Below are 24453 nucleotides of genomic sequence, written 5' to 3' on the forward strand. Positions count from 1 at the left end.
ACAAGCAGCCCCCACCTGCACCCCCCAGAACCGCATCTTCGTACAAACCGAACAATTACACTTCACCGTCCCCGTCACCGCCAGGTCGAACTCCGCCTCATACCGCACCGCCCCGCAATGACAACTCCCCCGATACGTCTTCATCGCCGCCGCCCAAGTTCAAGAAGAAAGCAACAACTCTAGCACTGCCCAGCCGCCCCGCACAGCCGGCGCATTGCGGCGTACAATGTCCCTTCCGTCCAGTATCCGCACACGCACCGCATCCATGCTGAAAGTCGACCTGCACTGCCATTCCAACGTTTCCGACGGCGTCCTCGCGCCGGCCGCCGTGGCCGCCTATGCGCGCAAGGGCGGGGTCGATGCCTGGGCCCTGACCGACCACGACGAGGTCGGCGGCATCAAGGCGGCGCGCGCCAAGGCGAACGAACTCGGCATGCGCTTCGTCCCCGGCGTCGAGATCTCGGTCACCTGGGCCAACCAGACCGTGCACCTGGTCGGCCTGCACGTCGACGAAGACAACCCGGACCTGCTGGCCGGCCTGGCCGCCACGCGCCAGGGCCGCGACGCGCGCGGACGCGAGATCGCCGCCCAGCTGGAACAGGCCGGCATTCCCGACGCCTACGAAGGCGCCCTGAAATACGTCGGCAATCCCGATTTGCTGTCGCGCACCCACTTCGCCCGCTACATCGTCGAAACCGGCCGCTGCAACAGTACGCCCGAGGTATTCCGCAAATACCTCAGCGAAGGCAAACCCGGCTATGTGCCGCACCGCTGGGCCGCGCTCGACCAGGCCATGGGCTGGATCAAAAGTGCCGGCGGCATCCCCGTGATCGCCCACCCGGGCCGCTACCGCTTCGACGCCACCGCCGAGGGCGTGCTGTTCGACGAATTCCGCCAGCTCGGCGGCAACGCGATCGAAGTCGTCACCGGCAGCCACACGCCCGACCAGTACGCTGTGTACGCCGAAGTCGCGCGCCGCTACGGCTTCCTCGCCTCGCGCGGCACCGACTTCCACGCCCCTGGCGAAGCCCGCGTCGAATTCGACGCCTTGCCGCCCTTGCCGGCCAACGTCACCCCGGTCTGGCACGACTGGTTCTGAAGCCTTAAGCTCCCCATAAGCCCCCGGCCTTGAATTTTCCAAGGCAGAGCCCTATCTTGGCAGCCTGTCAATGTCATTCTGCCGGGAGGCTTGTTCCATGAAGCGCATCGTTCTGTTCCTCGCCACCAACCTCGCGGTTGTGCTGGTGCTCACCGTTGTCCTGAACCTGCTGGGTGTCGGGCGCGCGGTGACCGCCGAGGGCATTAATGTCGGCGCCCTGGCTGTCTTCTCGCTGGTGGTCGGCTTCACCGGCTCGATCATTTCCCTGCTGCTGAGCAAACCGATGGCCAAGTGGTCGACCGGCGCGCGCGTCATCGACCAGCCGCAAAACGCCACCGAGCAGTGGCTGGTGAATACCGTGCGTAAGCTTGCCGAGCGCGCCGGCATCGGCATGCCCGAAGTGGCGGTCTACGACGGCGAACCAAATGCCTTTGCCACCGGCGCCTTCAAGAACTCCGCACTGGTCGCCGTTTCCACCGGCCTGCTGCAGGGCATGACCCAGGACGAGGTCGAGGCCGTGCTCGGCCACGAGGTTGCCCACATCGCGAATGGCGACATGGTCACGCTCACGCTGATCCAGGGCGTGGTGAACACCTTCGTCGTGTTCCTGGCGCGCGTGGTCGGCTTCTTCGTCGACAAGGTGCTGCTGCGCGGGAACGACGACCGCGGCCCCGGCATCGGCTACATGGTCACCGTCTTCGTGTGCGAGATCGTGTTCGGCCTGGTGGCCTCGATCATCGTCGCCTGGTTCTCGCGTCAACGCGAATTCCGCGCCGATGCGGGCTCGGCTAAACTCCTGGGCAGCACGGTGCCGATGCAGCATGCGCTGGCGCGCCTGGGCGGCCTGCAGCCGGGCGCCTTGCCGTCGTCGCTGAACGCCTCGGGCATCTCGGGCGGCGGCGGCGGCTGGGGCGCGCTGTTCTCGACCCACCCGCCGATGGAAGAGCGCATCGCCGCGCTGCAAGCCCTGCGCTAATCAAGGAAACCAATGAGCCAATTTTTCCAGATCCATCCAGAGAACCCGCAGGCGCGGCTGATCAAGCAGGCCGCGCAGATCATCCGCTCCGGCGGCGTGGCGGCGCTGCCGACCGACTCGGCCTATGCGCTGGTATGCCAGCTCGACGACAAGAACGCGGTCGAGAAGCTGCGCCGCGTGCGCGGCATCGACGACAAGCACCACCTGACGCTGCTGTGCCGCGACCTGTCGGAAATCGCGAAGTACGCGCGCATCGACAACTCCCAGTACCGCCTGCTGAAGGCCACCACCCCCGGCCCCTACACGGTGATCCTGGAAGCGACGAAAGAGGTCCCGCGCCGCCTGTCGCATCCGTCGCGCAAGACCATCGGCCTGCGCGTGCCGGAAAACCTGATCACGCTGGCGCTGCTGGAAGAACTCGGCGAGCCGCTGATCGGCACCACGCTGCAGCTGCCGGGCGACGACCACATGCTGTCCGACCCCGACGAAGTACGCGAGCGCCTGGAAAAGCAGATCGACCTGGTGGTCGACGGCGGCGCCGGCACGCTGGAAGGCACCACCATCGTCGACCTCACCGGTCCCGAGCCCGTGCTGCTGCGCGAGGGCAGGGGCGACCCCGCCGCCTTCGGCCTGTAAGTTCTCTCCGCCACTGCCACCCCGGCCCGGCCGCTCATCCTGCGCGCCGGGTCGCCTGCCGGGTTCCCTTGCCCGGCTCTGCTAGAATCCCTCCCCATGGTTGAAAATTTCAGAAACATCCTGGTCTTCGCGCTGCCCGTACTGTTCGCGATCACCCTGCACGAAGCGGCCCACGCCTATGCCGCCCGCCGCCTCGGCGACAACACCGCCTATGCCCAGGGCCGCATGACCTTGAATCCGCTGGTCCACATCGACCTGCTCGGCACCATCATCATTCCGATCGTGCTGTACATGACGAGCGGCTTCGTGTTCGGCTATGCCAAGCCGGTACCGGTCCAGTTCGGCAACCTGCGCAATCCGAAGCGCGACATGGCCTGGGTGGCGCTGGCCGGGCCTGCCGCCAACCTGCTGATGGCCTTCCTGTGGGTGGTGTTCAGCATGCTGCTGGTGGCGTTCAATATCGACGAGGAATTTCCGAACAAGATGGCGCGTGCCGGCCTGGTCACGAACCTGCTGATCTTCGCCTTCAATTTGTTCCCGCTGCCGCCGCTCGACGGCGGGCGCGTGCTGACCAGCATGCTGCCGAACCGGATCGCCTACCAGTTCGCGCGCATCGAGCCCTACGGCTTCTTCATCCTGCTGGCGCTGCTGTACTTCAACCTGCTCGCCTTCTGGGTGCAGCCGGTGATGTGGCTGGGCGCGCAGGCGGTCGAGCTGATCACCACGCCGCTGGCCTGGCTCCTCACATGATGCACGCTCCCGTTTCCGCCGCCTCGCCCTGGGTGGGGCGCTTCGCCCATCTGGTACCCGCCGGCGAAGTGCTGGACCTGGCCTGCGGCAGCGGCCGCCATGCGCGCCTGTTCGCGGGGCTTGGCCATCCCGTGCTGGCGGTCGACCGCGACCCGCAGGCGCTGGCAAGCGCCTCCGGCCCCGGCATCGTCACCCTCGAGCACGACCTGGAAGTTGACGGCGCCATCTGGCCCTTCGAGCCCGGCCGCTTTTCCGGCATCGTCGTCACGAACTACCTGCACCGGCCCCTGATGGCGCAGCTGATGGCCAGCCTGGCGCCGAACGGCGTGCTGCTCTACGAAACCTTTGCCCTTGGTAACGAACTCTTCGGCAAACCCTCGAACCCGGCCTTCCTGCTGCGCCCTGGCGAACTGCTGGAACACGCGGTGGTGGGCGGCTTGCGGGTGCTGGCGTTCGAGGACGGCGCCATCGCCCAGCCGAAGCCGGCGCGGGTGCAGCGCCTGTGCGCGGCGGGGCAGGCCATGGTGCAAACCGAGGTAAAGCTCGACCATTTATCTGGCGTTGAATGAACCACAGCGCCGGGCTATCCGCTACAATCGGATTTTTATTTTCCAACACGTACCAGAAATTATGATCAAGGGCAGCATAGTAGCAATCGTCACGCCGATGTTTGAGGATGGCAGTCTCGACAAGGACAGCCTGCGCAAACTGCTCGACTGGCACGTGGCCGAAGGCACCGACGGCATCGTCATCGTCGGCACCACCGGCGAATCGGCCACCGTCAGCCCGGAAGAGCACTGCGAACTCATCAAGCTCACGGTCGACCACGTGGCCGGCCGCATTCCCGTCATCGCCGGCTCGGGCGGCAATTCCACCGCCGAAGCCATCGCCCTGACGCGCCACGCCAAGGAAGTCGGCGCCGACGCCTCGCTGCAGGTGGTGCCGTACTACAACCGTCCGACCCAGGAAGGCATGTACCGCCACTTCAAGGCGATCGCCGAAGCGGTCGAGCTGCCCATCATCCTGTACAACGTGCCGGGCCGCACCGTGGCCGACATGAGCAACGAGACCATCGCGCGCCTGGCGCCGATCGACAACATCGTCGGCGTGAAGGATGCCACCGGCAACATCGGGCGCGGCATCGAGCTGCTGAAGATGGTCGACAAATCCTTCGCCGTGTACTCGGGCGACGATCCGACCGCGATGGCGCTGATGTTCTGCGGCGGCGCCGGGAATATCTCGGTCACCGCCAACGTCGCTCCGCGCGCGATGCACGAGCTGTGCGCCGCCGCCATGGCCGGCGACATCGCCAAGGCCGTCGAGATCAATAACCGCGTGCTCGAACTGCACGCCAAGCTCTTCGTCGAGCCGAATCCGGTGCCGGTCAAATGGGCGCTGACGGAAATGGGCAAGATGCCGGCAGGCCTGCGCCTGCCGCTGGCGCCGCTGTCCGCGCCTTTCCACGACACCGTGCGCACCGCGCTGCGCCAGGCGGGCCTCCTGCCGCAATCCTGAGTCCCGCAAGGGTGTTGGTTCACAGATCTGAAATCGTAACGATATGACTACTCGCAACAAAAAGACCTTCGCGACCCGTGTTTCCGCGCCAACCGCAGCGCGCGTACTGGCGCTGTCCGCACTGGCGCTGAGCATGGCCGCGTGCACCACCGTGTTCGAGTCGGACAAGGTGGATTACAAGGCTTCGAAAAAAGCGGCGCCGCTGGACGTGCCGCCGGACCTGACCCAGCTTCAAAAAGACAATCGTTACGCCGTGCCGGATGGCAGCGGCGTTGCCACCGCGTCCGGCATGCAGGCCGCCGCCGGTAGCCAGGCCGCGCCGGCCGCGGGCGTTCCCGCCGGCGCCGCCGCCATCGGCCCGGTCTCGACCGACGCCGTGCGCATCGAGCGCGCCGGCGACCAGCGCTGGCTGGTGGTCAAGCAGACGCCCGAGCAGCTCTGGCCGAAACTGCGCGAATTCTGGAACGACGCCGGCCTGCCTGTGGCAACCGAGTCGGAAGCGACCGGCGTGATGGAAACCGAGTGGGTCGAGAACCGTTCGAAGATCCCGCAGGACTTCCTGCGCAACACCATCGGCAAGGTCTTCGACCGCGCCTACTCGACCGGCGAGCGCGACAAGTTCCGCACCCGCCTCGAGCGCCTGCCGGACGGCTCCACCGAGATCTACATCAGCCACCGCGGCGCCGAAGAGGTGCTGACCGGCGCCCAGAAGGAAACCACGGTCTGGACCGTGCGTCCGAACGACCCGACCCTGGAAGCGCAATTCCTGGGCCGCCTGGTGGCACGCCTGACCGGCGCCACCACGCCCGAGCAGGTGCAGAGCGCGCAGGCCAAGGTCGACAACGCCGCCCCGGCGCCGCAGCGCGCCAAGCTGGTGGGCAACATCGTCGAAGTCGACGAGGGCTTCGAGCGCGCCTGGCGCCGTGTGGGCCTGGCGCTCGACCGCGTCGGCTTCACCGTCGAAGACCGCGACCGCGTGCAGGGCATCTACTTCGTGCGCTACGTCGATCCGGACGCGTCCAGCAAGGATGGCTTCTTCTCGAAACTGTTCAGCTTCGGCAATGACGACAAGGCCAAGGAAGCCCAGCGCTACCGCGTGCTGGTCAAGGCCAACGAAGGCGGCAACAGCAGCGCGGTGACCGTCCAGGACAACGAAGGCAAGCCGGATGCATCGGCGACGGCGGGCAAGATCCTGTCGCTGCTGAATGACGAGCTGAAGTAATCGTCGTCAGCGTCGAGAAAGCCGGCCTTCGTGGCCGGCTTTTTTATTGGCGCTTCGCGTCATGGTGGAGGTGTGCATGGGTGCGACAGCGTGGACACGGGTGTCCACCCTACGAAATCCGCCATGCCGCCGGTAATTGCATGGTGATACTGTAGGGTGGACACCTGTGTCCACGCGGTATGGCGCCTCCATGTCGATAAATTCTTCCGGCTACAAACGTCCGGACGAAAAAAAACCGGCCCGCAGGCCGGTCTTTCGAACCAGAAAAAATCTGATTACTTGGTAGCAGCAGCCGAAGCAGCAGCGTCAGCAGCGGTCGAAGCGGCCGAAGCGGCTTCCGAAGCAGCAGCCGAAGCGGTAGCGGCAGCAGCAGCAGCGTCAGCGGCTGGGGTGGTAGCAGCAGCGTCGGTGGTTGCTGGAGCAGCAGCGTCGGTGGTGGTGGTGGTGGTGGTTGCGGTGGTGTCAGCAGCAGGCGCTTCGACAGCAGCTGGGGTTGCTGGAGCTTCTTCTTTCTTCGAGCAAGCAGCCAGAGCAACAGCCATCAGGGAGACGATCAGCAGGGATTTTTTCATGATTTTCCTTTTAATTAAAAGTGGAGTGCTTCTTGTTTTGACGATGAATAATTACCGGTAATTATCGCTCGCTGGAATTCTCGTGTACTTTGCAAATATTGCAACAATGATACACATACAACGGAACCTTCCTAACCCGATATTATAGCCAAATTTACTCATTCGCAATAGAAAAGTCATGCCAAAATGTAAGTATTGTGTTACTTGTTAAGCTTCATTTTGTTACAAGATGCAACAGCCTCCAAGAGCTTTCCCAGCGGTTCAAATACTTGCCTGATTGCTACAATCCAGTGACGCTCGGCAGGAGCGTTGGGCGCGATTCTTCCCAGATGCCGGCGAAGCGGTGGGCCGGCACATCCACGGCGCCGGGCGCGTCGAAAGCGGCCTCGCCGCGCATCCAGTCGCTGTGAAAACGGCGCAGCACATGCAGCTCGTCGGCAATGCAGAAGGAGTCGGTCAGCTGGCGCAGCGCGCGCGGCGTCTGGCGGCATTCGGCCAGGTGGCTGTAGTCGCGCAGCAGGCGCAGGAAGCGCGGCGCGTGGCGTTCGATATGGCCGGGGTCGTGCAGCGCCAGGCGCAGGCTGCCGCCGCCATGCAGAAAGGCGCGCAACTGGGCATCGACTTCGCTCGAACCCAGCGGGAAGACGCTGAAATCGGGATCGAACATGTCGAGCCGCCGCACGGCGCGCGCCATCACGGCCTGCCACTGCGCCTCGCAGTCGCGGCGGGTATCGAAACGCACCAGCAGCGGCTCGTCCATGCTTCCTCCCGTTCGTGATTACCCCAGTTCGATCCAGCCGTCCTGGTACCAGGTGTAGAGCGCTTCGAGCACGTCGTCCGAGGCGTGGCCCAGGGTTTCGCCATCGAGGCGGCGTTCGTTGGCCAGTACGTCGAGCACGATCTTGTCGTTGCGGCTGACGGCAAACGATTCGCCGTTGATGAAGACGTGCTTGCCGCGGTAGAGCATCAGGGTCTTGCTGGAGAGCTTCAGGCCCTTTTTCGCTGCCGCTTCCATGAAGCGCCCCACGACCAGCGGCTTGGCCGGGCCGGTAAAGAAGACATTGTGCTTCGGCTCGGACATGTACTCGCCGAAGAAGATGGTCACGTCTTCCTCGTCCCAGCGCACCTTGTTCAGTTCTTCGGTAATGCTGGCCAGCATCTCGCGCGGGATCTCGGCCGGGTTCTTCGCAACCTGCTGGCCCGGGTCGGCATAGCGGCCCGGCAAATCGATCGAGTCTGCCATGAACTGCAGGAAGGCTTCGCCCAGTTCCTGGAACGAGGGCGAGCGGAAGCCGATCGAGTAGGTCATGCATTCGCCCTCGGCGATGCCGTCGTGGGCATAATGCGGCGGCAGGTACAGCATGTCGCCCGGCTCGAGCACGAATTCTTCTTCCGGGGTAAAGTTCGACAGGATCTTCAGCGGCAGGCCTTCGACCAGCGACAGGTCTTGCTGGGCGCTGATCTTCCAGCGGCGCTTGCCGTGGGCTTGCAGCAGGAACACGTCGTAGGAATCGAAGTGGGGGCCGACGCCGGCGCCGTCGGTGGCGTAGCTGATCATCAGGTCGTCGAGGCGCGCGTCCGGCAGGAAGCGGAACTGGCGCAGCAAATCGTCGGCCTTTTCGTCGTACAGGTTCACGCCCTGCACCAGCATGGTCCAGTTCTTCTGGTCGCGCGGGGGGAGTTCAGTCAGGGGGCCGTGCTGCATGTCCCACTGGCCGTCGACCTGGGTCACGAGGCGCGATTCGACGAAGTTCTTGGTGGCGAGGTCGGCCAGGCGCTCGAACTTGAGCAGGGGCTTGAAACCGGGGATGGCGCCGCGGATCAGCAGCGGCTTCTTGTGCCAGTATTCCTTGAGGAACTGGGCGGGAGTGATGTTCCCGAGGAGCGGTAATTTATTCATGCGTCATTATAACCAGCCGGGCAACAGGCAGCAGCGGGGCAGGGGTATAATCCGCACCTTACAACGAAAGGATGTGCGATGAAGATTGCCAAGAATACGGTCGTATCGGTCAACTACAAACTGTCGGATGCGCAAAACAACCTCATCGAGGAAGGCGCCCAGCCGATGGTCTACCTGCATGGTGGCTACGAGAACACCCTGCCGAAAATCGAAGAACACCTGGACGGCAAGGAAGCCGGCTTCAACTCGACCCTGCAGATCGAACCGGAAGACGCCTTTGGCGACTACGACGCCGAGCTGGTGAAGGTCGAAGAGCGCTCGCGCCTGCCGGAGCCGCTGGAAGTGGGCATGCAGTTCGAAGGCATGGCCGACGGCGCGCCGGACGACGAGCCGGTCATCTTCACTGTCACCGAAATCGCCGACGACAAGGTCGTGCTCGACGGTAACCACCCGCTGGCCGGCATGGCCCTGCGCTTCGAGCTGTCGGTCATCGACGTGCGCGCCGCCACCGACGAAGAAATCGCCCACGGCCACGTGCACGGCGCCCACGGTCATCACCACGGTGAAGACGAAGGCGACGACGAAGGCGAGGAAGGCGATCACTTCCGCAGCCAGCCGCTGCACTGATCGGGCAGTCGCCTCATGAACAAAAAACGGGACCATGTGTCCCGTTTTTTGTTGGCGCAGCAGGTTGGCCCGGTCAGGCGTTTCGACGGGATGATGGTGGCGTGTCGAATGAGGCCAACACGGCGCGCACGTTCGCGTGGGCACGGAGTGCCCACCGTACGGTTTAAGCCGCAGATCATCGTTGGCGCCAACAGTACCTGAGCTTCGACCGTACGGTGGGCACTCCGTGCCCACGCGGAACGCGCCGCATCGTTGGCGCCATCCCGTTCACGCTGCCAACGAACACCACCACCGCGTCCCGGTGATCACCCGCCAGCTCAAACCTAATCCGCCGCATCCTTCACGACAAACAAGGCCTTCGACCCCGGCTTCACTTCGACTTCAACCGCCTGGTCATCCACCGACAGGTGCCCCAGGTTCCCCCGCCATTCGATCTCCGGCTGCTTGCCCTTGCCCAGCGCCGCACTGTCGACCAGCAGCACCTTGCCGTCGAATTTCCTGGCCAGCGCCAGCACCTGCTTGCGCGTCGCCGCAAAGCCATCGAAGAGAGGCGAGCCACGCCGCAGCAGGCTGGGCGCCACCGGATCGGTCAGCGGCTTCAAATCCCCTTCCGAGAACAGCACGATCGCATCGAGCTTGTCGCCGCGCGCCAGCGTGAACAGGCGGTTCAGCCAGAAGCGCGTGGCCACCTGCCGGTCCTCGTACTCGCTGTTCCTGCCCGCCGCCGCCAGGTAGTGGTTGTTATTCGCCGGCAGGTTCACGCTCGCATACAGCACCTTGCCCACGGTCCAGTGGGCATTCTCGGCATACGCGCGAAAACGCGGGCTCATCGACAGCCGCGTGAGCGGCAGCTTCTTCACGCCGAGCGAGGCCGGCTCGCCATGGAACAGCTCGCGCAACCGGTTCAGGCGTTCGACCGCATTCGTGCGCCCGGCCGAATTGCGGCAGGCGGTCCAGTCGCTGCCGGCCGGCAGCACGATCACCGGGCGCTTGACGCGCGCGACCAGGTCGCGCCGCGCCTCGTACACGCGGTCGCCGCACGCTTCGCTCGCATGCTTGATGCCGGTGAGGACCACGAAGGCATTCGTCTTGTCGGACGTGTCGTCCAGCGCCTGCCTGAAACGCTTGTCGCTCTTGCCGTCGAAGCTGTGGCCGATGACGCCGAAGTGGTGCGCATCGTCCTTTGCGCCCGCCACGGCCGGCAGGCAGAGCGCCGCGCACAGGGCGGCTGCCAGCAGGGCAAAGGCGGGCGGGCAGCGCATCAGGCGGCCAGGCGCTTCAGTTCGTACAAGCGGGCCAGCGCTTCGCGCGGGGTCAGCGCGTCTGGGTCGATCTCGGCCAGGGCGTCCAGCAGATCGTCCGATGCGGCTGCGGCCGGCGCCGGCGCCGCCTCTTCCTCGGCCGGCTCCTCGCACACCTGGGCGAACAAGTCGCGCTGCGGCGTGGCGTCGAGCGCCTGCGATTCCAGGCGCGCCAGGTGCTTGCGCGCGGCCTTGATCACGGCCGGCGGCACGCCGGCCAGCTGGGCCACCTGCAAGCCATAGCTCTGCGAGGCCGGGCCTTCCTGCACCGCGTGCAGGAACACGATGCTGTCCTTGTGCTCGACCGCCGACAGGTGCACGTTGGCGGCGCTGGCGTGGGTCTCGGGCAGCTGGGTCAGTTCGAAATAGTGGGTCGCGAACAGCGTGAAGCTGCGGCTGATGTCGATCAGGTGGCGCGCGATGGCCCAGGCCAGGGCCAGGCCGTCGAAAGTAGAGGTGCCGCGACCGACTTCGTCCATCAATACCAGCGAATGCTCGGTGGCGCCGTTCAGGATCGCCGCCGATTCGGTCATCTCGACCATGAAGGTCGAACGGCCGCCGGCCAGGTCGTCATTGGCGCCGATACGCGTGAAGATGCGGTCGATCGGGCCGATGGTGGCGCTCGTCGCCGGCACATAGCTGCCAATGTAGGCCAGCAGCACGATCAGCGCGGTCTGGCGCATGAAGGTCGATTTACCGCCCATGTTCGGGCCGGTAATCAGCAGCAGGCGCCGGTCGTTCGACAGCTTGCAGTCGTTGGCGATGAAGCGCTCGATCTGCTTTTCCACCACCGGATGCCGGCCTTCGTGGATGGTGAGGCAGGGCGCATCCACCAGCTGCGGCGCGCACCAGTTATTCACCAGCGCGTGCTTCGTCAGCGCCACCAGGGTGTCGATCTGGGCCAGGCCTTGCGCCACCGTCTGCAACTGGCCGATGTGCGGCGCCAGGCAGGCTAGCAGCTCGTCGTAGAGCTGTTTTTCGCGGGCCAGCGCCCGGTCCTGGGCAGACAGCGCCTTGTCTTCGAAGGCCTTCAGTTCCGGCGTGATGTAGCGCTCGCAGTTCTTCAGGGTCTGGCGGCGGCGGTAGTCGTCCGGCACCTTGTCGGCCTGGCCGTTGGTGACCTCGATGTAGAAGCCGTGCACGCGGTTGTATTCCACGCGCAGGTTGGCGATGCCGGTGCGGGCGCGCTCGCGCGTCTCCAGGTCGACCAGGAACTGGCCGGCGTTCTCCGACAGCGCGCGCAGTTCGTCCAGGTCGGCGTCGTAGCCGCGTGCGAACACGCCGCCGTCGCGCACCATCGCCGCCGGTTCTTCCATCACGGCGCGGGTCAGCAAATCCAGGCAGTCGGCGGGCGGCAGCAGGGCGTCGTGGATCTCGCGCAGCAGGCAGGAATCGCCCGGGATGAAGCAGCGCGCCACGCCCTGGCGCAGGGCAGGTAACTGCTTCAGGCCGTCGCGCAGGCTGGCCAGGTCGCGCGGGCGCGCCGACAGCAGGGCGATGCGCGTGGTGATGCGCTCGATGTCCGGCACCTGGGCCAGGATGCTCGATAAACCATCCGCCGCGTCGCCTTGCGCCAGCGCCTCGATCGCTTCGTGGCGCGAACGGGCGACCGACTGGTCGCGCCGCGCGTGGTGCAGCCAGTGGCGCAGCAGGCGCGAACCCATCGCCGTGCGGCAGCCGTCGAGCAGCGAGAACAGGGTCGGCGATTCCTGGCCGCGGATGGTCTCGGTCAGCTCCAGGTTGCGGCGGGTGGCGGCGTCCAGGCCGATGAATTCGTTTTCGGACTCCACCGTGAGGCTGTTCACGTGCTGCAGGCCGCGGCCCTGGGTCGAGTGGGCATAGCGCAGCAGCGCACCAGCCGCGCCGAACGCCGCGCCCAGGCCATCGGCGCCGAAGCCGGTGAGGGTCGACACGGCCAGCTGGTCGACCAGCGCCTTGTGGCCCTTGACCACGTCGAAGTGCCATTCGGGCACCCGCTGGGTGTGGGCGACCGGGCTGTCCTCGAACAGATCGCCATCGTCGGCGCGCAGGATCTCGGCCGGTGCGATGCGTTCCAGTTCCTGGGCCAGGCGGATTTCGTTGGCGCGGGCGTCGCCGCTGAACTCCATCAGGCGCAGCGCGCCGCTGGCGAGCGACATCCAGGCCAGGCCCGTGGTGACCTGCTTGCGGTTCGTGACCGAATACAGGGCCAGCAGCGGGCGCTCGGCCTTTTCGGGCAGCAGGTCGGAATCGGTGAGGGTGCCGGGCGTGACCACGCGCACGACCTTGCGCTCGACCGGGCCTTTGGAAAGCGCCGGGTCGCCGATCTGCTCGCAGATGGCGCAGGATTCGCCCAGCTTGACCAGCTTGGCCAGGTAGGGATCGAGCGAGTGGAAGGGCACGCCCGCCATCTTGATCGGATTGCCGCCCATCGAGCCACGCGCGGTCAGCGTGATGCCGAGGATGCGCGCGGCCTTTTCGGCGTCGTCGAAGAAGAGTTCGTAGAAGTCGCCCATGCGGTAGAAGACCAGCATGGTGGGGTAGTCGCCCTTGATACGTAAATATTGGGCCATCATGGGCGTGACTTTTTCCGTGGCGCTGTTCTTGACGGCGGCGGCGTTGATTTCGGATGGAACGGTGGTCATGTCGGTTGTGTTCGGTACGGCGGGGCAGGGGATGCCAGGACCGCCATTTTAACCGCATCGGTTGAGCAGGAGCCAAAGCATGCTTCTCCTGTATTGACTATGTTGTCCAGCGCACGGAAAAAAATTTCCGCCCCGCTATGATTCGCTTAAGAAAGGGCATGTGATGGACGCGCACGAAAAAAACATATTGATTCTGGAACGCGACGAAGACGTCGCCGAAACCGTGTGCAGCATGGCCGAAGTGCTCGGCTACCGCACGCGCGTATGCGACACCACCGATGGCGCGCTGACCGAACTGTCGCGCAAGCGCTACGACATCGTGATCACCAACCGCGTGCTGAAGCACACCGAAGTCTCGCTGCCCTGGCTGATCCGCTCGGTCCAGCCCGACGCCAAGATCGTGGTCACCACGGCCTGGCCGCTGGAACTGCATGCGGCGGCACTGCCGATCGACTGCCTGCTGCACAAGCCCTTCAGCCTGACCGAGCTGGGTAGCGCCATCGATGCACGCTAGTGGGCTGTCGCTAACGCCGGCTCAGTCCGCCGGCTTGTTCAGCGCCACCGTCTCGGCGTCGAGCAGCAGATCGCGCACCAGCGCCACCAGTTCATCGGCCGCCACCGGCTTGTTCAATACCCGTACGCCGGGAATCTGCACGCTTAGTTCGTTGCCATAGGCCGACACGATCAGGGCCGGCAAGTCCGGCTGCCGCGCGCGCAAGGCCAGGATGAATTCTTCGCCGTTCATGCCCGGCATGCGGAAATCGGTCACCACCAGGTCGGCCGGTTCCGCGTCGAACAGCGCCAGGGCGGCGCGTCCGTCCGGCGCCGCGCGTACGGCGAAGCCCGCCTTGTCGAGATACCGCGTCAGGATATAGCTGACGGCCGGATCGTCCTCGGCCAATAGAATACGTTTCAAGATCTAACCTTCGTGCTGGAAGCCCGATGCGGAATTCGTGCGCGCATCGCTCGCCAGGGCCAGGCGGACCCGTTCGGCCAGGTCGGCCAGGCGGTAGGGCTTGGCCATGGTCGTGTAGGTGGCGCCGGGCTGGGCCGAGACCGGTAATTCGTTCATGTAGCCAGTAGCGAGGAGTACGGGCACGCCGGGCTGGCGCGCGCGCACCAGTTCGGCCAGGCGCACGCCGTTCATCCCGCCCGGCATGATGATATCGCTGAACAGCAGGTCGATGTCGCCATAGCGTTCGACCAGTTCCATCGCTTCTTCGCCGCTCTGCGCCGCCAGCACCCGGTAGCCGAGTTCGCGCAGGTGGTGTTCGGCCAGTTCGCGCACGTCGTGGCTGTCGTCCACCACCAGGATGGTGCGCCTTCCGAGGATGGCCGCCGGGGTCCAGTTCATACCCTTGCCGCTGATGCGGTCGGCCAGGATTTCCAGGCCCGACTGCTGGGCCAGCGGGAAGATCATGCGGATGGTCGTGCCTTCGCCCGGTACGCTGTCGATCTCCAGGCGCCCGTGCGATTGCTGGACGAAGCCGTGCACCATCGCCAGCCCCAGGCCGGTGCCCGGTCCCTTGGTGGTGAAGAAGGGTTCGGTGGCGCGCTGGGCCACTTCCGGCGGCATGCCCTGGCCCTGGTCGATCACGCAGATGACGACATAGGTACCCGGCGCCAGCCCGTGGCGCTCCAGGCGCTCGCTGTCGACCATGGTCGAGGTGGCCACGGTGACCCGGCCGCCTTCGGGCATGGCGTCGCGCGCATTGATCAGCACGTTCAGCAGGGCCATTTCCATGTGGGTGGCGTCGAGCGTGCAGGAGGGCAGGCCGGGTTTCAGGTCGAGGTGCAGGTCGACATTGTCGCCAAGGGTGCGCACCAGCATGTCGCTGAACTCGACCACCAGCGAATTCAGGTTCAGGCGCTTCGGGTCCAGGCGCTGCTTGCGGGCGAAGGTCAGCAGTTGCTGGGTCAGCTTGCTGGCCTTTTCGCTCGCCAGCTGGGCCCGTTCGATCGATTGCAGCGTGGCTTCCGGGTCGTGCACCGTGGTGGTGGCCACTTCCAGGTTGCCGGCGACTACCTGCAGCAGGTTGTTGAAGTCGTGCGCCAGGCCGGCGGTGAGCTGGCCGATGGCTTCCATCTTCTGCGCCTGCAGGTACGACTGCTCGGACACGCGGCGGCGGGTGATGTCCATCTGCGAGGCGAACCAGTACAGCAGCTTGCCGTCCTGGTCGAACACCGGGCCTGCGAACAGGCCGTTCCAGAAGGGGCGGCCGTCCGCCTTGTAATTGAGGATGTCGACCGCTACCGCGCGCTGTTCGGCCACTGCCGCGCGCAGCTCGGCCACGGTGGCAGGGTCGGTCTGCTCGCCCTGCAGCAGGCGGCAGTTGCGGCCCAGCACTTCTTCCTCGCGGTACATGGTCAGGTCGAGGAAGGCGCCGTTCACGAACACGATCGGATTGTCGGGCTGGTTCGGGTCGGTGAGGACCATCGGCATGCGCGTCATTTCGATGGCGGCGAAGAAGACGTTGCCGCGGTCGTCCAGGCCGGGGCGCGAGATCTGGCTGGACTGCCAATGGCGCACGGCGACCTCGCCGATCGGGTGGTAGCTGTTGCCCTCCAGCTTGCCAAGCGCGGGCACGCCCTGGCTCTGGCCGCCGCCTTCCTGCTCGTGCGGAAGGTTCTCGCGTTCGTCTTTCGAGCTGCCGGTTGTCATGCTGGACTTCTCCATGGTGTGGTGGATGCAAGGCCAGGCGGTTCGACCCCCGTAGGATTATAACAACATGCAAGGATGGTAATCCGCTAGCCTGCCTGTACACGAGGAACAAATGGATAGGCGGAAGAACAGACAGGAATGTTCTCGGAAGCGTATAAAAAGACTATTTTTTTTCACAATCTGGCCAAACATCGTGTCGAATCGTCTAGACTCGCCTTTATTGATTCGAGACGCTCCAAAGCGCAAACACGATGTACGATCCCGGCAACGCTCCCAGCACTCCTCCATCCGAACCCGGCATCGTGCCGAGCACCGTCGACTTCCCGGTCGTCGGCATCGGCGCCTCGGCCGGCGGCCTGCCGGCGCTGGTGCGCCTGTTCGAGAACATGCCGGCGGTGCACGAGATGGCCTTCGTCGTCATCCTGCACCTGTCGCCCAAGCATCCGAGCTCGGCCGCGGCAATCCTGCAGCGCGCCACGCGCATGCCGGTGCTGCAAGTGACGTCGAAGGTGCAGATCGAACCCGGCCATGTGTACGTGATCGCGCCGAACCAGCACATGTCGATGGTGGACGGTCTGCTGCTGGTCGACCCGCTCGAGCGCCCGCGCGGCAAGCACATCGCCATCGACATGTTCTTCCGCACCCTGGCCGAAGTCCACCGCGAGCGTGCGGTCGCGATCGTGCTGTCGGGCACCGGCGCCGATGGGGCGGTGGGGCTGACGCGCGTGAAGGAGCAGGGCGGGGTGACGCTGGCGCAGGCGCCCGGCGACGCCGAGCACGACGGCATGCCGACGGCGGCGATCCGCACCGGCGCGGTCGACTTCGTCCTGCCCGCGATCGAGATTCCGCAAAAGCTGATCGAGCTGTGGAACAACGCGCGCACGATCCAGATGCCGCCGCCGGGCGACGGCGAGGAGCCGGTGGCCCACGTCACCCAGGGCGACGCCACCGCCAACGCCGAGGATGCGCTGCAGGACATCATCGGCGCCCTGCTCAGCCATACCGGGCACGACTTCCGCCACTACAAACGCGCCACCGTGCTGCGCCGCATCGAACGGCGCCTGCAGGTGCGCGCGGTGCAGACCCTGCCCGAATACCGCGACCTGCTCGAAGCCGACCCGGGCGAGCACAAGCTGCTGCTCGACGACATGCTGATCGGCGTGACGAACTTCTTCCGCGACCGCGAAGCCTTCGAATCGGTCGAGCGCGACATCATTCCCGAACTGTTCAAGGACAAGGGTCCGACCGACGAGGTGCGCGCCTGGGTGGCCGCCTGCGCCACCGGCGAGGAAGCGTATTCGCTGGCCATGCTGATGGCCGACCAGGCCGAGCTGATGGAGCATCCGCCGGCCTTCCAGGTGTTCGCGTCGGATATCGACGACGGCGCGATCGACAGCGCGCGCTCGGGCAATTATCCGGCCTCGATCATCACCGACGTCGTCCCGACCCGCCTGCGCCAGTATTTCAACAAGGAAGACGACCGCTACCGCATCCGCAAGACCCTGCGCGACCGCATCCTGTTCGCCTCGCACAATCTGCTGCGCGATCCGCCGTTCTCGCGCCTGGACATGATTTCCTGCCGCAACCTGCTGATCTACCTGAACCGCGACGTCCAGGTACGCGTGCTGCAGACTTTCCACTTCGCGCTGAAACCCGGCGGCTATCTCTTCCTGGGCAGCTCGGAGTCGGCCGAGTCGGTGTCCGATTATTTCATCCCGGTCGACAAGAAGAACCGCATCTACCGCGCGCGCGGCGGCAGCCGTCCGCTGCAATACCAGAGTCCGACCTCGGCCGTGTTCGGCGCGCGCCTGCCGGAAGTGAGCCGGGTTAAGCCGCCCGGCAAGCGCCAGTTCTCGTATGCCGAATTGCACCAGCGCGCCCTGGCCCAGTACGCGCCGCCGTCGGCCGTGATCGACGGCGAAGGCAACATCGTGCACATGTCGGAAGGCGCGGGCCGCTTCCTGCGCATGGCCGGCGGCGAGCCCTCGCGCAACCTGCTGACGCTGGTGCTGCCCGAACTGCGCCTGGAACTGCGCTCGGCCATGTACCAGGCCACGCAAAGCCACGCCAGCATCGAATGCCGCCCGATCGAATTGCAGGAGCAGAAGGAGCTGGGCACCATCGCGATGTCGGTGCGGCCTTTCCGCGACGAGGACGCCGAGACCGACTTCCTGCTGGTGGTCTTCAACCGCGTCGAGCACCTGCCGGAACGCGCCTTGCCGGCGCGCCCGAACGGCAGCCACGACGTGGTGCTGGGCCAGCTCGAGGCCGAGTTGCAGCGCAAGCGCGAGCAGCTGCAGGAAACCATCGAGAATGCCGAGGTCTCGACCGAGGAACTGCGCGCCTCGAACGAGGAACTGCAGGCCATCAACGAGGAATTGCGATCGGCCACCGAGGAACTCGAAACCAGCAAGGAAGAACTGCAGTCGGTGAACGAGGAACTGGTCACCGTCAACTACGAGCTGAAGGTCAAGGTCGAGGAAACCGGCAAGGCCAACGACGACCTGAACAACCTGATCGCTTCCACCGACATCGCCACCATCTTCGTCGACAGCAGCCTGCGCATCAAGCGTTTTACCCCGCGCGCGGCCGATTTGTTCTCGATCATCGCCTCCGACATCGGCCGCTCGCTGCTCGACCTGACCCACAAGCTCGATTACGACCAGCTGGCCGGTGACGTCAGCGCTACCTTCGACACGCTGCGCCTGGTCGAGCGCGAGGTGCGCAGCAACGAAGGGCGCTACTACATCGTGCGCCTGCTGCCTTACCGCACCAACGAAGACCGCATCGAAGGCGCGGTGATGACCTTCTTCGACATCACGGCGCGCCGCCAGGCCGAGGAGCAGGCGCGTGCGATCGAGGCGCGCATGCGGCTGGTAGCCGAGAGCGCCAACGACTACGCCATCATCACGATGGACGAAGAGGGCCGTGCGACCAGCTGGAACAAGGGCGCCGAGGCGCTGTTCGGCTACAGCGAACAGGAGATGCTGGGCCAGCCGCTCGACCCGCTGTTCGTGCCGGAAGACCGCGCCGCCGGCGTGCCAGCCGACGAGCTGCGCCGCGCCCGCGAGGACGGCCGCGCCGAGGACGAGCGCTGGCACCTGCGCAAGGATGGCAGCCGCTTCTTCTGCAGCGGCGTGACGACCCCGCTGCGCAACGGCGACATGGAAGGCTACGCGAAGATCGCACGCGACGTCACGGCGCGCGAGCGCCAGGAGCAGGCGGTGCGCTCCGACGCCGAGAACGCAGTGGCGCTGAAGGACGAGTTCCTGGCCGTGATGGCGCACGAACTGCGCCATCCGCTGAACATGATCAACATTAACGTCGAGCTGCTGGCGCGCATGCCGGAAATCCGCCAGTCGCCGGCTTTCCTGCGCGCCGCCACCATCATCCGCAATTCGGTAATGAGCCAGGCGAAGATCATCGACGATTTGATGGACATGTCGCGCGTGCGCACCGGCAAGCTGTCGCTGACGATGGCGCCGGTGCTGCCCGACCTCGTGGTGCGCGGCATCGTCGAGGTGATGCGCGCCGATCCGGCCTCGCAGGACATCGCCATCGAGCTGGCCGGCAGCGCCGACGGCCTGTACGTGATGGCCGACGCCGTGCGCATCGAGCAGGTGCTCATGAACCTGCTGAGCAACGCGCTGAAGTTCACGCCCAGGGGCGGGCGCGTCGCGGTGCAGGTCGAGCGCGACGATGGCCTGCTGCGCATCGACGTCATCGACAGCGGCCAGGGCATCGCGCCATCCTTCCTGCCGCACGTGTTCGACATGTACGGCCAGAGCGTCTCGGTGACCACCCGCACCAAGGGCGGGCTGGGTATCGGGCTGGCGCTGGTGCGCGAGATCGTCGCCCTGCACGGCGGCCGGGTCGAGGCCTTCTCGGAAGGCGTGGGCAAGGGCGCGCGCTTCAGCGTCTGGCTGCCGCTGCTCGACAGCCATGCCGCGCCGCTGCCGGGGGGCGGCGGCGAGGGCGAAGACAGCATGGCCGGCCTGCGCATCCTGGTGGTCGACGACATGGAAGAGATGCTGCTGATCTTCAAGTCGCTGCTGGAGACGGGCGGGGCGACCGTGTTCGAAGCCACCGGCGCGCTGAAAGGGCTGGAGATCCTGGAGCGCGAGCAGATCGATTTGCTGATCTCGGACGTCTCGATGCCCGAGATCGACGGCTACGAATTCCTGCGCCGCATCCGCGCCAATCCGGCGCTGGCCAGGCTGCCGGCAATCGCCATCAGCGGCATGCGGCGCGACAGCGATATCGCGAATGCACGTGCGGCGGGCTACTCGGCGCACCTGGGCAAGCCGGTCTCGGTCGAGCGCCTGAGCGCGATCGTGCACGACCTGCTGCCGCGCGGCGGGGCGGCGAAACGCTGAAGTGGCGCCGGCGCATCCGGGCGGCTACCTGCCGCCGGATGTCGCCAAGTTTTACATCCTGTTCCGCCAGATTTGACAATCTCTCCGTAAGGCATTGATTTAGCAGAAGCTTCCGTCACGGGTGCAGAACTTGCTTTTCTTTCCTGGTCAACCGAAAGGAGAGCCATGAGCATGTTCCCGCACCGCCTTACCGCTTTGTTCCTTGCCTGCCTGGTGAGCGGCAGCGCCGGCGCCACCGTTGTTGCCAGTAATACCCGCTACGGCCTGTTCGACGGCAGCGAGGGCACGCGCAGCCTCAACGTGACGTACCACGGTTCCATCCTCGACCTGAACCTGATCATCGACCTGGCCAAGTGCGACGATCCGCCGATCGGCGCGGGTGGGGGCGCCTGCCGCGGCTTCGGCATCCCGTATGAAGACGAGTTCTCGATTGCGCTCGTGGCGCCGGACGGCACCACGGTCGACCTGGTGCGCGCCTACGAGACCTATGCACGCGGGAATGCGGGCGCCGGACGCGTGCGTTTGAATTTCGACGACGAGGCGCCGGATGCCGCCGGGCCGCAGCTGGCCTCGGGCAGCTTCCGCCCGGCCGGTTCGCTGTCCGCCTTCGACGGCATGGATGTGTATGGGCGCTGGACGCTGCAGTTCCAGGATTTCTTCCCGGGCGATCCGCTCGAATTCTTCTCGGCGCGGCTGGATGTGGAAACCGATCCGCCGGCGCCGGTGCCGGAACCGGCGTCGCTCGCCTTGGTCGGGCTGGGCCTGCTGGGGCTGCGACGCTTCAGCGCGCGACGATCAGCTTGATGCCGAGGGCAACGAAGACGGTGCCGGCGATGCGGTCCAGCCATTTGCCGGCGCCGGGCTTGCGGTTGAGCCAGGCGCCAATCGCACCGGCGAAGTAGCCGAGCAGGCCGAACAGGATCGCCGCCTGCACGGTGAAGGTCACGCCCAGGGCCAGCATCTGGCCGGGCACGTTGCCGTTGGCGGGAATGACGAACTGCGGCAGCAGCGAGAGGAAGAACAGCACGACCTTCGGGTTGATGGCATTCGCCACCAGGCCTTTGGTGAACAGGCTGCGCAGCGATTGCGGGGCGGCGTTGCCGTCGCTGGCTTTCGAGCCGCCCTGGCTGCGCAGGGCGTTGTAGCCGAGCCAGACGAGGTAGAGGCCGCCGCCGACGCGCAGGGCGGTGAATGCGACCGGCGAGGCGGCGATCAGCGCGCTCACGCCGAGCACGGCCAGCAGCGTATGGCTCAGGCAGCCGAGCGCGCAACCGAGGCCGAACACCATGCCCTGCTTGCGGCCCTTGGACATGCCCAGGCCCAGGACCATCAGGTTGTCGGGGCCGGGGGAGGCAGTGAGCAGGACGGCGGCGAGCAGGAAGCCCAGGAATTGTTCGGGTGCGAGCATGGGGGAGATTTTCGTAGGGTGGACGGGTTCCCCGTCCACGCGTTCAAACATGGCGTGATCCGCCGCGACGTTCGATTTTGCCGTGTTGAATCAAACGGCGCAAGATACCGCGTGGATGCGCACCCGCCGGTTGAACGCGTGGACGGCGAAGCCGTCCACCCTACGGCATTAGCAGCCGATGTGAATCAGCGAGCCTCAGCAACACGCTTGGCGATGTGCGCCAGCGCTTCGTCGACCTGGTCGATCAGGATCAGGCACAGGTCCCCATCCGACAAGCGCTCCAGGGCACGGTCGATCGCCACGAACTCGCCGTAGATCTCTTCCACATGCGAGGTGCGCGACGCACCCTGCAAGCCCTGGCGCAGCAGCGCCACGACTTCGCCATCGGCCCGTCCGCGCTGGCACTGGTCTTCATACAGCAGCACGTCGTCGAACGCAGCGCCAAGGATCTCGGTCTGCTGGGTGATGTCCTGGTCGCGGCGGTCGCCCGCGCCGCTGATCACCACCGAACGGCGCTTGGCCGGCATGTTCTCGACAGCCGACACCAGCGCCGCGATCGCGTCCGGATTGTGGCCATAGTCCGCGATCAGCGTCGCGCCGCGATAGTCGAACACATTGAAACGCCCCGGCGCATTGTCGCTCTCGCCGACAAAGGTGCGCAGGCCGAGCGCGATCTTGTCCCAGTCGATGCCGACGCCCCAGGCCGCGGCCACCGAGGCCATCACGTTCTCGACCTGGAAGCCGATCACGCCGCCACGGGTGATCGGCACGTCCGCCAGCGGAATGCGGTGCTCGAACTTGCCCTGCGCGCAGACCAGGTGGCCGTCTTCCACGAACACGGCGCGGCGGCCCTGGGCGCGGTGCATGGCCATCAGCGGCAGATTGCCGTCCTGGGCAAAGAAGGTGACGTCGCCGCGGGTGAAATTGGCCATGTCGGCCACGGTCGGGTCGGCGGCGTTCAGCACGGCCATGCCACCTTCCATCACGTTCTGCACGATCACGCGCTTCAGGACCGCCAGGTCTTCCAGCGTGGTGATGTAGTTCAGGCCGAGGTGGTCGCCGGCGCCGATATTCGTCACCACCGCCACCTGGCAGCGGTCGAAGGCCAGGCCTTCGCGCAGCAGGCCGCCGCGCGCGGTCTCGAACACGGCGGCGTCGACGTCCGGGTGCAACAGCACGTTGCGCGCACTGCGCGGGCCGCTGCAGTCGCCGCTGTCGATGCGGCGGCCTTCGATGTAGACGCCGTCGGTATTCGTCATGCCGGTGCGCAGGCCGGAGGCGGTGAGCAGGTGCGCGATCAGGCGCACGGTGGTGGTCTTGCCGTTGGTGCCGGTAACGGCGACCACCGGGATGCGGCCGTCGTCGCCGTCTTCATACAGCATGTCGACGATGGCTTCGCCGATGGCGCGCGGCTTGCCGAACGAGGGCGCCAGGTGCATGCGCAGGCCCGGCGCGGCGTTCACTTCGACCACGCCGCCGTTCTGGTCTTCGATCGGTTTCAACACGCTGTCGCACACCAGGTCGACGCCGCAGATGTCGAGGCCGACCATGTGGGCGGCGGCAATCGCGCGCGCCGCGACTTCCGGATGCACGTCGTCGGTGACGTCGGTGGCGGTGCCGCCGGTCGACAGGTTCGCGTTGTTGCGCAGGATGACGCGCTTGCCCTTGGGGGGCACCGAGTCGGCGTCCATGCCTTGCGTGGCCAGGCTGGCCAGGGCGATGTCGTCGAAGCGGATCTTGGTCAGCGAAGTCGAGTGGCCGTTGCCGCGGCGCGGGTCGCGGTTGACAATGTCGACCAGCTGGCGCACGGTGTGCACGCCGTCGCCGGTCACGTTCGGCGGTTCGCGCCGTGCAGCGGCCACCAGCTTGTCGCCGATGACCAGCAGGCGGTAGTCGTGGCCCGGCAGGTAGCGCTCGACCATGATGTCGTCGCGGAATTCGCTGGCGGCGTGGAAGCCGGCGGTGATCTGTTCCTTGGTCGTGATGTTGACCGTCACGCCCTTGCCCTGGTTGCCGTCCTTCGGCTTGACCACGACCGGCAGGCCGATCTCCTGGGCCGCGGCCCAGGCGTCGTCCGGGTCCGTCACGGTGCGGCCATGCGGCACCGGCACGCCGGCGGCGTCGAGCAGCTTCTTGGTCAGTTCCTTGTCCTGGGCGATGGTCTCGGCAATCGCGCCGGTGGCGTCGATTTCGGCGGCCTGGATGCGGCGCTGCTTGCTGCCCCAGCCGAACATCACCAGGCTGCCTTCGGTCAGGCGGCGGAAGGGAATGTTGCGGGCCACGGCGGCCTGCACGATCGAACCGGTGGACGGGCCGAGGCGCACGTCTTCGTCGAGGTCGCGCAGTTGGGTGAGGGCGTCCTGCAGATCGAAAGGCGCGTCATGGCGCGCGGCCGCGATCAGGTTTTCCGCCAGCGTGAGCGCCAGGCGGCCGACGTCTTCTTCGCTGTATTCGACCACCACCTGGTAGATGCCGCTTTCCAGCGTGGCGGTGGTGCGGCTGAAGGTGACCGGGCAGCCGGCTTGCGCCTGCAGGTCGAGCGTGACCACTTCGAGCACGTGGGCCAGCGGGATGGTGTCGTCGTGGCCGAGCGGCTGCAGCTGGCCGAGCTGGGGGAAGAGGGAACGCAGGCGCGTCTCGAAGCCGGGCAGGGTGCCGATCGATTCTTCTTCCGGCGTGCAGGCGACGATCGCCTCGACCGAGGTGTGGTGGCTCCAGAGATTGGGGCCACGCAGGGCCCGTACGCGAGATACTTCCATAAAACTGTAATCCTTAAGTGTGGGCC

At 65.9% G+C, this 24453-nt stretch carries 20 protein-coding genes and 1 pseudogene; 11 read left to right on the forward strand and 10 right to left on the reverse strand.

From position 1 onward, the window contains the following. Nucleotides 1-144, reverse strand: a pseudogene (locus LK540_RS18895) (GFA family protein); the annotation flags it as partial. Between the two features lie 121 nt (nt 145-265). Between LK540_RS18895 and LK540_RS18900 the strand changes: the two are divergent. The 7 genes from LK540_RS18900 (at nt 266) to bamC (ending at nt 6198) form a co-directional block, all read left to right on the forward strand. Further along, nucleotides 266-1099 carry a 3',5'-nucleoside bisphosphate phosphatase gene (locus tag LK540_RS18900; RefSeq protein ID WP_229438862.1) on the forward strand — a complete coding sequence of 278 codons (834 nt, stop codon included), beginning with the start codon at nt 266-268 and terminating at the stop codon, nt 1097-1099. Between the two features lie 97 nt (nt 1100-1196). Continuing rightward, the gene (gene htpX, locus LK540_RS18905; protein WP_229438863.1) at nt 1197-2075 is read left to right on the forward strand and encodes a protease HtpX; all 879 of its coding nucleotides are present in this window, start codon (nt 1197-1199) and stop codon (nt 2073-2075) included. A 12-nt stretch (nt 2076-2087) separates the two neighbouring features. After that, entirely contained in the window at nt 2088-2711 is a 624-nt protein-coding gene (locus LK540_RS18910) for an L-threonylcarbamoyladenylate synthase (RefSeq protein ID WP_229438864.1), read from the forward strand. A gap of 96 nt (nt 2712-2807) precedes the next feature. Next, nucleotides 2808-3461, forward strand: a complete 654-nt coding sequence (locus LK540_RS18915; protein ID WP_229438865.1) for a site-2 protease family protein — start codon at nt 2808-2810, stop codon at nt 3459-3461. Next, nucleotides 3458-4030, forward strand: a complete 573-nt coding sequence (locus LK540_RS18920; protein ID WP_229438866.1) for a bifunctional 2-polyprenyl-6-hydroxyphenol methylase/3-demethylubiquinol 3-O-methyltransferase UbiG — start codon at nt 3458-3460, stop codon at nt 4028-4030. The genes LK540_RS18915 and LK540_RS18920 overlap by 4 nt, the downstream gene beginning before the upstream one ends. A 61-nt stretch (nt 4031-4091) precedes the next feature. Beyond that, complete coding sequence (dapA, locus tag LK540_RS18925; RefSeq protein ID WP_229438867.1) at nt 4092-4976, forward strand: 4-hydroxy-tetrahydrodipicolinate synthase; 885 nt, start codon at nt 4092-4094, stop codon at nt 4974-4976. Nucleotides 4977-5019: 43 nt separating this feature from the next. Next, complete coding sequence (gene bamC / locus LK540_RS18930) at nt 5020-6198, forward strand: outer membrane protein assembly factor BamC (protein ID WP_229438868.1); 1179 nt, start codon at nt 5020-5022, stop codon at nt 6196-6198. 275 nt (nt 6199-6473) lie between these two features. Here bamC and LK540_RS18935 read toward each other — a convergent pair whose 3' ends face one another. The 3 genes from LK540_RS18935 to LK540_RS18945 form a co-directional block, all read right to left on the reverse strand. Then, nucleotides 6474-6770, reverse strand: a complete 297-nt coding sequence (locus LK540_RS18935) for a hypothetical protein (protein WP_229438869.1) — start codon at nt 6768-6770, stop codon at nt 6474-6476. A 280-nt stretch (nt 6771-7050) separates the two neighbouring features. Continuing rightward, nucleotides 7051-7530: a hypothetical protein gene (locus LK540_RS18940; RefSeq protein ID WP_229438870.1), complete on the reverse strand. Its 480-nt coding sequence runs from the start codon at nt 7528-7530 to the stop codon at nt 7051-7053. Between the two features lie 18 nt (nt 7531-7548). Then, nucleotides 7549-8670: a cupin domain-containing protein gene (locus LK540_RS18945; RefSeq protein ID WP_229438871.1), complete on the reverse strand. Its 1122-nt coding sequence runs from the start codon at nt 8668-8670 to the stop codon at nt 7549-7551. A gap of 78 nt (nt 8671-8748) precedes the next feature. Between LK540_RS18945 and LK540_RS18950 the strand changes: the two genes are divergently transcribed. Then, entirely contained in the window at nt 8749-9297 is a 549-nt protein-coding gene (locus tag LK540_RS18950) for a peptidylprolyl isomerase (protein WP_229438872.1), read from the forward strand. A 323-nt stretch (nt 9298-9620) separates the two neighbouring features. Here the strand turns inward: LK540_RS18950 and LK540_RS18955 are convergent, their stop codons facing one another. After that, nucleotides 9621-10559 (reverse strand): hypothetical protein, encoded by a 939-nt coding sequence (locus LK540_RS18955; RefSeq protein WP_229438873.1) that lies wholly within the window; start codon nt 10557-10559, stop codon nt 9621-9623. Beyond that, nucleotides 10559-13222: a DNA mismatch repair protein MutS gene (mutS, locus tag LK540_RS18960; protein WP_229438874.1), complete on the reverse strand. Its 2664-nt coding sequence runs from the start codon at nt 13220-13222 to the stop codon at nt 10559-10561. Before mutS ends, LK540_RS18955 begins: the two co-directional genes overlap by 1 nt. Nucleotides 13223-13409: 187 nt before the next feature. On the opposite strand from mutS, the gene LK540_RS18965 reads away from it, so the two are divergent. Next, nucleotides 13410-13736, forward strand: a complete 327-nt coding sequence (locus LK540_RS18965; protein ID WP_229438875.1) for a response regulator — start codon at nt 13410-13412, stop codon at nt 13734-13736. A gap of 21 nt (nt 13737-13757) precedes the next feature. Here LK540_RS18965 and LK540_RS18970 read toward each other — a convergent pair whose 3' ends face one another. After that, nucleotides 13758-14138, reverse strand: coding sequence for a response regulator (locus LK540_RS18970; RefSeq protein WP_229438876.1), 381 nt, complete (start codon nt 14136-14138; stop codon nt 13758-13760). 3 nt (nt 14139-14141) lie between these two features. After that, nucleotides 14142-15884, reverse strand: coding sequence for a histidine kinase famiy protein (locus LK540_RS18975; protein WP_267498845.1), 1743 nt, complete (start codon nt 15882-15884; stop codon nt 14142-14144). Nucleotides 15885-16135: 251 nt separating this feature from the next. Here LK540_RS18975 and LK540_RS18980 point away from each other — a divergent pair, with 251 nt between their 5' ends. Both LK540_RS18980 and LK540_RS18985 read left to right on the forward strand, forming a co-directional pair. Next, nucleotides 16136-20260 carry a CheR family methyltransferase gene (locus LK540_RS18980; RefSeq protein WP_229438877.1) on the forward strand — a complete coding sequence of 1375 codons (4125 nt, stop codon included), beginning with the start codon at nt 16136-16138 and terminating at the stop codon, nt 20258-20260. Between the two features lie 165 nt (nt 20261-20425). After that, the gene (locus tag LK540_RS18985) at nt 20426-21064 is read left to right on the forward strand and encodes a PEP-CTERM sorting domain-containing protein (RefSeq protein ID WP_229438878.1); all 639 of its coding nucleotides are present in this window, start codon (nt 20426-20428) and stop codon (nt 21062-21064) included. Here LK540_RS18985 and LK540_RS18990 read toward each other — a convergent pair. After that, entirely contained in the window at nt 21042-21668 is a 627-nt protein-coding gene (locus LK540_RS18990; RefSeq protein WP_229438879.1) for a LysE family translocator, read from the reverse strand. The two genes, LK540_RS18985 and LK540_RS18990, sit on opposite strands and share 23 nt — an antisense overlap. Before the next feature lie 185 nt (nt 21669-21853). Further along, nucleotides 21854-24427, reverse strand: a complete 2574-nt coding sequence (gene cphA / locus LK540_RS18995; protein ID WP_229438880.1) for a cyanophycin synthetase — start codon at nt 24425-24427, stop codon at nt 21854-21856. Between the last annotated feature and the right edge of the window lie 26 nt (nt 24428-24453).

Origin of the sequence: Massilia sp. IC2-278 (assembly GCF_020708045.1) — a bacterium.
GTDB lineage: Bacteria > Pseudomonadota > Gammaproteobacteria > Burkholderiales > Burkholderiaceae_D > Telluria.

Coding starts and splice junctions, on each gene's coding strand:
- LK540_RS18900 (WP_229438862.1), top strand. CDS start 266: ATGCTGAAAGTCGACCTGCACTGCCATTCCAACGTTTCCGACGGCGTC.
- htpX (WP_229438863.1), top strand. CDS start 1,197: ATGAAGCGCATCGTTCTGTTCCTCGCCACCAACCTCGCGGTTGTGCTG.
- LK540_RS18910 (WP_229438864.1), top strand. CDS start 2,088: ATGAGCCAATTTTTCCAGATCCATCCAGAGAACCCGCAGGCGCGGCTG.
- LK540_RS18915 (WP_229438865.1), top strand. CDS start 2,808: ATGGTTGAAAATTTCAGAAACATCCTGGTCTTCGCGCTGCCCGTACTG.
- LK540_RS18920 (WP_229438866.1), top strand. CDS start 3,458: ATGATGCACGCTCCCGTTTCCGCCGCCTCGCCCTGGGTGGGGCGCTTC.
- dapA (WP_229438867.1), top strand. CDS start 4,092: ATGATCAAGGGCAGCATAGTAGCAATCGTCACGCCGATGTTTGAGGAT.
- bamC (WP_229438868.1), top strand. CDS start 5,020: ATGACTACTCGCAACAAAAAGACCTTCGCGACCCGTGTTTCCGCGCCA.
- LK540_RS18935 (WP_229438869.1), bottom strand. CDS start 6,770: ATGAAAAAATCCCTGCTGATCGTCTCCCTGATGGCTGTTGCTCTGGCT.
- LK540_RS18940 (WP_229438870.1), bottom strand. CDS start 7,530: ATGGACGAGCCGCTGCTGGTGCGTTTCGATACCCGCCGCGACTGCGAG.
- LK540_RS18945 (WP_229438871.1), bottom strand. CDS start 8,670: ATGAATAAATTACCGCTCCTCGGGAACATCACTCCCGCCCAGTTCCTC.
- LK540_RS18950 (WP_229438872.1), top strand. CDS start 8,749: ATGAAGATTGCCAAGAATACGGTCGTATCGGTCAACTACAAACTGTCG.
- LK540_RS18955 (WP_229438873.1), bottom strand. CDS start 10,559: ATGCGCTGCCCGCCCGCCTTTGCCCTGCTGGCAGCCGCCCTGTGCGCG.
- mutS (WP_229438874.1), bottom strand. CDS start 13,222: ATGACCACCGTTCCATCCGAAATCAACGCCGCCGCCGTCAAGAACAGC.
- LK540_RS18975 (WP_267498845.1), bottom strand. CDS start 15,884: ATGACAACCGGCAGCTCGAAAGACGAACGCGAGAACCTTCCGCACGAG.
- LK540_RS18980 (WP_229438877.1), top strand. CDS start 16,136: ATGTACGATCCCGGCAACGCTCCCAGCACTCCTCCATCCGAACCCGGC.
- LK540_RS18985 (WP_229438878.1), top strand. CDS start 20,426: ATGAGCATGTTCCCGCACCGCCTTACCGCTTTGTTCCTTGCCTGCCTG.
- LK540_RS18990 (WP_229438879.1), bottom strand. CDS start 21,668: ATGCTCGCACCCGAACAATTCCTGGGCTTCCTGCTCGCCGCCGTCCTG.
- cphA (WP_229438880.1), bottom strand. CDS start 24,427: ATGGAAGTATCTCGCGTACGGGCCCTGCGTGGCCCCAATCTCTGGAGC.